General features: G+C 70.2%; 7 protein-coding genes. 2 read left to right on the top strand and 5 right to left on the bottom strand.

Annotated features, from left to right (window positions below; all coding sequences use genetic code 11):
- The coding region (locus tag HYV14_00280; GenBank protein ID MBI2384427.1) for a hypothetical protein at positions 1-1,089 on the bottom strand (1,089 nt) is incomplete at its 3' end.
- A gap of 108 nt (positions 1,090-1,197) precedes the next feature.
- Here HYV14_00280 and HYV14_00275 point away from each other — a divergent pair.
- Positions 1,198-2,088: a hypothetical protein gene (locus HYV14_00275; protein MBI2384426.1), complete on the top strand. Its 891-nt coding sequence runs from the start codon at positions 1,198-1,200 to the stop codon at positions 2,086-2,088.
- Positions 2,089-2,237: 149 nt separating this feature from the next.
- Here the strand turns inward: HYV14_00275 and HYV14_00270 are convergent, their stop codons facing one another.
- From HYV14_00270 to HYV14_00255, 4 genes are all read right to left on the bottom strand, one after another.
- The gene (locus HYV14_00270; protein ID MBI2384425.1) at positions 2,238-2,954 is read right to left on the bottom strand and encodes a hypothetical protein; all 717 of its coding nucleotides are present in this window, start codon (positions 2,952-2,954) and stop codon (positions 2,238-2,240) included.
- Positions 2,955-3,051: 97 nt separating this feature from the next.
- Complete coding sequence (locus HYV14_00265) at positions 3,052-3,645, bottom strand: LemA family protein (GenBank protein MBI2384424.1); 594 nt, start codon at positions 3,643-3,645, stop codon at positions 3,052-3,054.
- A 14-nt stretch (positions 3,646-3,659) separates the two neighbouring features.
- Entirely contained in the window at positions 3,660-4,331 is a 672-nt protein-coding gene (locus tag HYV14_00260; protein ID MBI2384423.1) for a DUF922 domain-containing protein, read from the bottom strand.
- An 11-nt stretch (positions 4,332-4,342) separates the two neighbouring features.
- Positions 4,343-4,963, bottom strand: coding sequence for an adenylate/guanylate cyclase domain-containing protein (locus HYV14_00255; protein MBI2384422.1), 621 nt, complete (start codon positions 4,961-4,963; stop codon positions 4,343-4,345).
- A 469-nt stretch (positions 4,964-5,432) separates the two neighbouring features.
- On the opposite strand from HYV14_00255, the gene HYV14_00250 reads away from it, so the two are divergent.
- On the top strand, positions 5,433-8,105 hold the full coding sequence (locus tag HYV14_00250; GenBank protein ID MBI2384421.1) for an insulinase family protein: 2,673 nt from the start codon (positions 5,433-5,435) through the stop codon (positions 8,103-8,105).
- Positions 8,106-8,187 lie beyond the last annotated feature (82 nt).

Genomic DNA, 8,187 nt, shown 5'->3' with positions numbered 1-8,187 from the left:
GGCGCGCAGCGCGGCGCGCCGCCGCGCGGCCCATAGGCCGGCGCCCGCGAGCGCCGCCAGCCCGAGGCCGGGAAGGTAGGAGTAGCGCTCCGCGACGAGGTGGTGGCCGAAGCGGACGACGCCCGCCATCGGCGCGAGCGCGAGCGCGTATTGAAGAAGGGCGGCGGGAACGGCCGGAGAGCGCTTCCTCGCGGCCCACGCGAGCCCCCCGGCGGCGAGCACCGCGAGAGACGCGGCCCAGACCGCGGGGCTCCCGGGCCCGAAGCCCGCGGGGACGCGGTGATACGGCGAGAGCCCCGAGGGCCAGGCCGTCTTCGCGGCGTACCACCACAGCGAGTGGGCCCCCAGCGCGAGCCGCTCGCCCGCCCCGGCCTCCGCGCCCTTGAGCATCCCCGTGTCGAGCTGCCCGGCGAGCCCGGTCACGCCCGCGGCCGCGGCGATGAGGAGATAGGGGATCTTCTCGGCCCAGGCGCGGCGCCGCAGGGGCCAGCGATCGAGGAGGAGCAAGGTCAGGGGCAAGGTGATCGCGCTCGCCTTCGCCAGCACGGCGAGGCAGAACGCGAACAAGGGCCGCAGCGGCTTCTCGGGGTCGCGGAGGTGGAAGAAGACGGCGAGAAGATAGAAAAAGCAGGAGAGGACGTCGCGGCGCTCGGTGAGCCAGACGACGGACTCGGCGCGCAGCGGATGAACGGCCCAGAACAGCGACGCGAACGCCGCGGCGACGGCCCCGTCGCGGGCCGAGGTCGGCGGCGAGGCCTTCCGGATCAGATCCTCGACGATCAGAAAAAACAAAACGGCGGAGAAAGCGTGCAGGGCGTAATTCACCGCGCGCATCGCCGCCGGATCCGCGCCCCACAAGGTGAAGTCGAGGGCGTAGGACAGCCACGACAGCGGCTGATAAGGACCGCCGAACAGGGTGGTCAGCATCCATCGGACGTTGGCGGGGGTGAAGCCTCGCCAGTGCGGGTTCTCGGCGAGGAGGGCGGCGTCGTCCCACTCGAGGAAGCCCCCTTGCAGCGCCGGCAGGAACGGCAGGGCCGCGGCGAGCGCGAGGAGGGCGAGCGAGGCGGTTCGGGAGCGCGCGGTCACGGGTTCATTCTAGCAACCGGGGTCCGGCGAAGCCGGACCAAAGGGCCTAGACAAACTATAGGTCTTTTGCTAAGCTCGCGCCAGACGCACCCTGGAGGGCACACCGAGATGAAAACGACCCGCCTGACCCTGACCCTCGCATTCGTCGCGAGCCTTGCCGCACCCGTCCTCGCCGAGACCGCCGCCGTGGACTTCGACCAGGCGATCGACGCGTCCGCGATCCTGAAGCAGGCGAAGGAGGCCGCGAAGGCCGACACGAAGGTCGTGGACGCGCAGTATATCGGCGGGCGCCGCACGGTGCAGGACTGCGTGACCGTCTCCTTCGGCGCGAACGACCCCGCCGTCTCCCCGACGTTCTCGCTGCGCAGCGTGGAGTACATCGAGGAGTGCTACCAGACCGGCGATCCCCGCAACGGCGGCGGCCGCCAGTGCTACGAGCGCCCGGGCATGAGCTATCACGAGCTCGCCTCGGTCACCCTCCAGGACCGCCAGCCGCTGCTGCCGTGGGAGCGCGACACGTTCCGCGTCTGCCTCGACGGCCCGTGGCTGAGCATCTACGACGTCGAGACCGCCTACGACTACCGCCTGATCTCCGGCGGCAGCTACAACGGCCGCTACGTCCTCGCGCCGGGCCGGAAGACCGCCCAGCGTCCCGACCCGGTCGGCGTGCTCGGCGAGCTCGACTCCGCGATGAAGCTCTCGCTCAAGGACAAGTGGACGTCCTACTACGCCGGCGAGACGATCGAGATCAAGTACGCGCTCAAGAAGCACGTGGAGAACTGGTTCGACCCGGTCGTCGCCGAGGGCGCCGTCACCGTCCCCGTCGCCGAGACCTACCTGGTGGACCTCTCGAGGAGCTCCGGCCTCCAGAACGGGAAGTCCTACTACGTCGAGTACTCGATCCGGCGCATCGGCAAGGTGTCCACGGACAAGTTCACGCGGACGCTGGAGACCAACAAGGCGTCGCGCGCCGCGATGTCGCTGGCCTTCAACAGATAATCCTCCGAGCCGCAGAGCAAGAGCCCCGCCGGGGAAACCCGCCGGGGAAACCCGGCGGGGCTTCTTGTTCCATGACGATAAAGAGGCCCCGGTTCGATCCGCTTGAGCGGATCGCGCCGGGGCCTTGGTCCCTGGTGAGGGGAATCGGTCTACGGGAGGAAGATCTGCGAGCCGTACGCGACGACCATGACCTGGACCGGGCCCTTGCCCGCGTTGACGGTCACGAAGCCGTTGTAGGCCTCGACCTGGGAGCCGGTGGCGTCGGTCTTGACGGTGACCGACAGGCCGTCGCCCGGGCGGATCTCGGTGATCTTGAGGTCGGGGTTGCGCGTCAGGCACTTGCCGTAGATCTTCACGAAGTCGTCGCCGCTGCGGACGTCGCGGACGACGGTGAGGAGCATGCAGCCGTCGATGGCCTTCTGGAGCGTGCTGATCGACGCCGGGAGGACCTCGTCCTTCGTCAGGACCTTGACGAGGTGGCCGAGCAGGCGGCCGTCGCGGCGGCCGATCGAGGCCGTGAGGTCGCGGTGAGCCTTCGAGCCGGGCACCATGTCGGTCTTGATGAGCAGGCCGGACTTGCCGGGCATCCCGGACTGCGGCGCCGACAGGAAGCCCGCCTCGGTGACGGCCTTGGCCGCGTACTTCTTGGCGACGCCGTCCATGCACGGCTTGACGAGGTCGGTCGCCTCGTCGAGGTTGAAGGGGCGGATCGTCTTGATGTCGAGCACGCCGCAGGCGCCGACGTCGGCGAACGCGTCCTCGAGGATGAAGGGGCGAAGGGAATCGACGACCTGGGTTTCGAAGGACTGCGCGTTGAGCGTCGCGGCGGCGGCGAGAGCGGCGAGGACCAGGAAGGTTTTCTTCATGACCCTATGATGCCCGAAAGGCCCATGTAACCTATAGGACTTTCGTCAATCCGCGCGGTTGATTCAGATCAATTGAGAGAACGCGACGGCGCGATGATCAGAATTTGACGGCGGGCGCCTTCGCGGCCTCGGGCGCGGCGGAGAAGTACGGGCGCTCCTTGAAACCGCCGAAGCCGGCGACGACCGAGCCGGGGAAGCGCTTGATCGAGGTGTTGTAGTCCTGGGCGGAGTTGTTGAAGTCCATGCGCGCGACGGCCACGCGGTTCTCGGTGCCCTCGAGCTGGACCTGCAGGTCGCGGAAGGCCTGGGTGCTCTTGAGCTCGGGGTACTTCTCGACGACCACCATCAGGCGGGACAGCGCGGAGGTCAGGCCGCCCTGGGCCTCCTCGAACTTCTTGAAGGCGGCGGGGTCCTGCAGGACGTCCTTGCCGACCGTCAGCTGCCCGACCTTGGCGCGCGCCTCGACGACGGCGGTGAGCGTGTCCTTCTCGAACTTGGAGGAGCCCTTCACCACCTCGACGAGGTTCGGCACGAGGTCCGCGCGGCGCTGGTACTGGTTCTCGACCTGCGCCCAGGCCGTGCTCACCGCCTCGTTCCTTCCGACGATCCCGTTGTAGGCGCCGACCGCCCAGAGGGCGGCGGCGAGGACGGCGACGAGGACGGCTCCGAGCGCGGCTCCGATGGTCTTCATGTCCGGATTATATATCACTTCCAGCCGGTGCAGCGCCTCGAGACCCACTGATACAGGTCGGGCCGGTCGAGCTCGGCCTGGGCGCCGCCGAGGTCGGCCTTGTACTTCTCGTAGACGGGGGTCACGACCCTCCGGATCTTGGCGTTGAGCGCGGCTTCCGCCGAGGCGCGGTCCTCCGTCTCCAGCGGGTTGCCCTTCGCCGGCAGCCACTTGGCCTCGGTCAGGGCGCGCTCGATCTCCTTGGCGGCCGCCTCCAGGCGCTCCCGGTGCACGCGCTCGTGCTCGCGCTCGTGCGCCAGCACGGCCTCGTACTCGCACGAGTCCTCGGGGTACTCCCGGGGAACGAAGATCTGGACCGAGGCGGGCGTGAGGTCCACGCGCACCTCGTCGAACCAGACGCAGGTCCGGCCCCGCGCCGTCTCCATGTTCACGCGGGTGTGGAAGGCGAGCTGATTGTCGACCGCGGTCAGGCCCTGCGCCCGGCCCGCGCCGGCGGAGCCCGCCGACTCCCGCCCGATCGCGGCGAGGTCCAGGTCGCGGCGCAGGACGGCCGGGCGGGCGTCCGCGCGCACGCGGATCACGCGGGAGCGGTCGAAGTCCGGGTCGTGGGGGCAGGCGGGGCCGCCGTCCGGCTCGCCCTTGCAGGCGCCGAGCAGGAGGAGGACGGCGGCCGCGGCGGAGCGCATCGGGGCGGCGGTCAGTACTTGACGCGGTGCAGCTCGAACGTCTTGCCGCCGAGGTCGACCGAGCGCGAGTAGGCGCGCTTGATGCGCGCGGGCAGGCGCTTGGCGACGTCCCCGGTCACCAGGATCTCGTCGGCGGCGGCCAGGTCCTCGCCGATCTTGGCGGCGATGTTGACCTTGTCGCCGAAGATGCCGTCCGACACGCGCAGGATCTTCCCGAAGTGGAAGCCCATGCACAGCTGGAACTGGTCGCGGTCGGACTTGCCCTCGTTGAACTCGAGGAGCAGTCGCTGCATCGCGATCGCCGCGTCGACCCCTTTGACCGGGTCGTCGAAGGTGGCGAGGAGGTTGTCGGCCCCGCGGGAGATCACGTCCCCGCCCTTCTTCGCCACGATCGGCTCGACGAGGTCGTAGACCTCGGTCATGACCGCGAGGAAATGGAGGATGCCGTACTCGTGCGTGCGGCGCGTGAACCCCGACGAGTCGCACATCATGACCGTCGTCTCCTGCACGCACTCGTCCTCGATCTCGCGGTCCAGGTTGTCCGCGTTGGCCTTCGTGCGCCCGCGCAGGCGCTCGAACAGCTGCTCCGCGGTCGGGCGCGGGCGCTTCGCCTTCCCCGGCTTCTTTTTCATTGCGCGATTCTAGCATGTCGTCACGGCCTGGCGGGCGGGACGGCGACGGCTTGCCGACGGCTTCGCGACGGCCCGACGGCGGTTTCATGACCCTCGGGGCCGCTCGGCATTGAGCCTCGCTCGGGGTCGACCGCGCTTCGAGCGCAAACGGCGCGGCGACCCCACGCCCCTCGGGACATGAACCCGCCGCCGGGCCTCATGAAGGAATCGGCCATCCCGCTTCCAGGCCGTTTGGCGCTTCACGAAGAAGCCTATCGCCGCAGGCGATAAGCCGTTTTGCCGCCGGCTGTCGGTCCTGACGCGACGGGTCATCGGGGAGGAGGATCGGGGTCCTGAGGGGCTTGGGATTGACGCGACCATGGCCGTCGTTGTCGCGTCTATCCCGGAGGGCGCGGCCGATCGCGCCCGTCCCCGAAGGACCTCGATCCTCCTCCCCGGCCCGCGTCGACGTTTTGATACACTCTCCGCGGTGAAACAGGTCAAGAAGCGCAAGCTCCGGCGGGGCTTGCCGGTCAGCGTGTTCAAGCTCGACAACGGTCTGACGGTCGCGGTGCAGGAGGACCGTTCCGCGCCGCTGGCCGCCGTCTCGCTGACCTACAAGGTCGGCTCGCTCGACGAGGAGAAGGGCCGCGCCGGCTTCGCCCACCTGTTCGAGCACCTGATGTTCCAGGGCACGGCCAACCTGGCTCCCAACGAGGTGTCGCGGCTCGTCGAGTCGCACGGCGGCGTGGACAACGCCTACACGATGAAGACGAACACGACCTATCACGAGGTCGTGCCGTCGAACGCGCTCGAGTCGGTCCTGTGGGCCGAGGCGGACCGCATGCGCGGCCTGCTGATCTCCGAGCGCGAGCTCGCCGTCGAGAAGCAGGTCGTCCTCGAGGAGCTGCGCCAGACCTACCTGAACCAGCCCTACCGCCGCGCGACCGACGCGGTGATGAGCTCGCTCGCGTTCACGCGCTGGGAGACGGCGCACCCGACGATCGGCGACGCCGCCGACATCCGCGCGGCCTCGCTCGACGACGTGCGCACGTTCTACGACCGGCACTACGCGCCGAACAACGCCGTCCTCGCCGTGAGCGGGGACGCGTCCGTCTCCGAGGTGCGCAGGCTCGTCAAGCGCCTGTTCGGGCCGATCCCGCGCCGTCCGCGGCCGAAGGCGGCCCCGCTGGGCGAGCCCCGCCTGAAGGGGGAGCGTGTCGAGACGGTCAAGGACCACCTCGCGAAGACCCCGCTGACCATCGTCGGCTGGCACACGCCCGAGCGCGGCTCGCGCGACTGGTGGGCGCTGACCGTGGTGATGACCATACTCGGCGGCGGCGACGACAGCCCGCTGCACGAGAAGCTCGTCAAGGACGACCGCCTCGCCGTCTCCGCGAGCGGCCACATCCCCTACTGGTCGAGCCACGTCGCCGCGCGCGGGCCGGACATGCTGGCCTTCTTCATCTCCGGCCGTCTCGGCGCGAGCCGGAAGGCGGTGACGGGCAGCCTGGACGAGGTCCTCGAGCGCTTCTTCCTGAAGGGGCCGAAGGACGACGAGCTCGCCCGCGCCAAGACGCAGATCGAGCGCTCCTGGCTCGAGGGCCAGCAGTCCCTGGCCGACCGCGCGCAGACCCTGAGCTCCTACGTGGCCCTGGTGGGCGACCCGGACGGCTTCTGGAAGGACCTGGACGCCCTCCTTAAGATCACCCGCCGCGACTGCGTGGAGGCCGCCCGCCGCTGGCTGCGCTCCCGCGGGCGCATCGTGCTCCAGGTCGAGCCGGGCGAGCCCGTCGACCTCGCGCCCGAGCCCGCCGCGCCCGAGACTCCGGCCGAGGAGCCGCGCCAGCCCGGCAGCCACCCGCCGCCGCCCGGCGCCGCCCGCTTCGCGCGCCCGCCGGACGTCGTGAAGACCCAGCTCAAGAACGGCCTGACCGTCTGGCTGGCCCGCGACAAGCGCCTGCCTTTGGTCGAGGCGCGCCTGGCCTTGAGGGCGGGCCGCATCCACGAGGTCTCCGGCCAGGACGCGCTGGCGCAGGCGTCCGAGGAGCTGCTCCTCAAGGGCCGCGCGGGAGAGGACGCCGCCGCCGTCGCGCGCGCCTACACCTCGCTCGGCTGGTCGCTCGGCGCCTCGTGCGAGTCGGAGTGGCTCAAGCTGTCGGCCTCCGGGCTGTCGCGCAACCTCGACCCGTTCCTCGATCAGCTCGCCAAGACCCTGAACACGGCCGACTATCCGGAGGCGGAGGTCGAGCTCTGGCGCGAGAACGCCCTCGAGGACCTGATCTCCCGCCGCGCCCAGCCGCATTTCCTGTCCGAGGAGCGCCTGCGCGTGGAGCTGTTCCCCGGCCATCCCTACGGCCGCGGCGCCGCCGACGAGAAGAAGATCGCCGCGGTCGACTCGGCGCGCATGCGCGCCTTCCACGCCGCGTGCCTGCGCCCCAGCGGCGGCCACCTCGTCCTCGTCGGCGATCTGGACCCGGACAAGACCGTCCATGCCCTGGAGCGCGCGCTGTCGACCTGGACGGCCGGCCCCGCCGCGCCCGCGGCGCCGCCGCTGCCCGACGCGGGCGCGGCGCGCACCATCATCGTGGACCGCCCCGGCTCCGCCCAGGCGAGCCTCATCATCGCGCAGACCGCCGTCGCCGGCCCGAAGGACCCCGACTACATGTCGCTCGTCCTGGCCAACCACGTCCTCGGCGGCACAGCGAACTCGCGCCTGTTCGAGAACCTGCGCACGCGCCGCGGCTACACCTACGGCGCCTACTCCTCGATCGAGCTGTACGGCCGCGGCATCGTGTGGTCGGCTTCCGCCGACTGCCGCACCGAGGTCGCGCGTCCCGCGCTCGAGGAGATGCTGTCCGAGGTCCGCGAGCTCACGTCGCGGGAGATCTCCGCCGCCGCGCTCGACAACTCTCGCCGCCACCTGCGCGGCCTGTTCCTGATGCGCCTGTCGTCCCTCGACCGCATCACCGGCTACCTGTCGTCGGTCGCCGAGAGCGGGCGCGACCCGCGCGAGACCATCGCGCAGTACGAGCCGCGCCTGGCCGAGGCCACGCCCAAATCGGCGCTGGCCGCCGTCAACTCCCGCCTCGACCTCCGGAAGCTCGTCACCGTCGTCGTGGGCGACGAATCGGCGCTGAAAAAGACCCTGGCCGGTCTGTGACGGAAATCATCCGCCTCATTTAAGGCGGGTGTCCCTTTCCAACGGCGTGTGGAAGGGACACTTCCTCGCCTTATGGCTCGGT

It is taken from the genome of Elusimicrobiota bacterium (assembly GCA_016182905.1).
GTDB lineage: Bacteria > Elusimicrobiota > Elusimicrobia > UBA1565 > UBA9628 > GWA2-66-18.
This window is presented reverse-complemented; position numbering and strand designations above follow the sequence as displayed.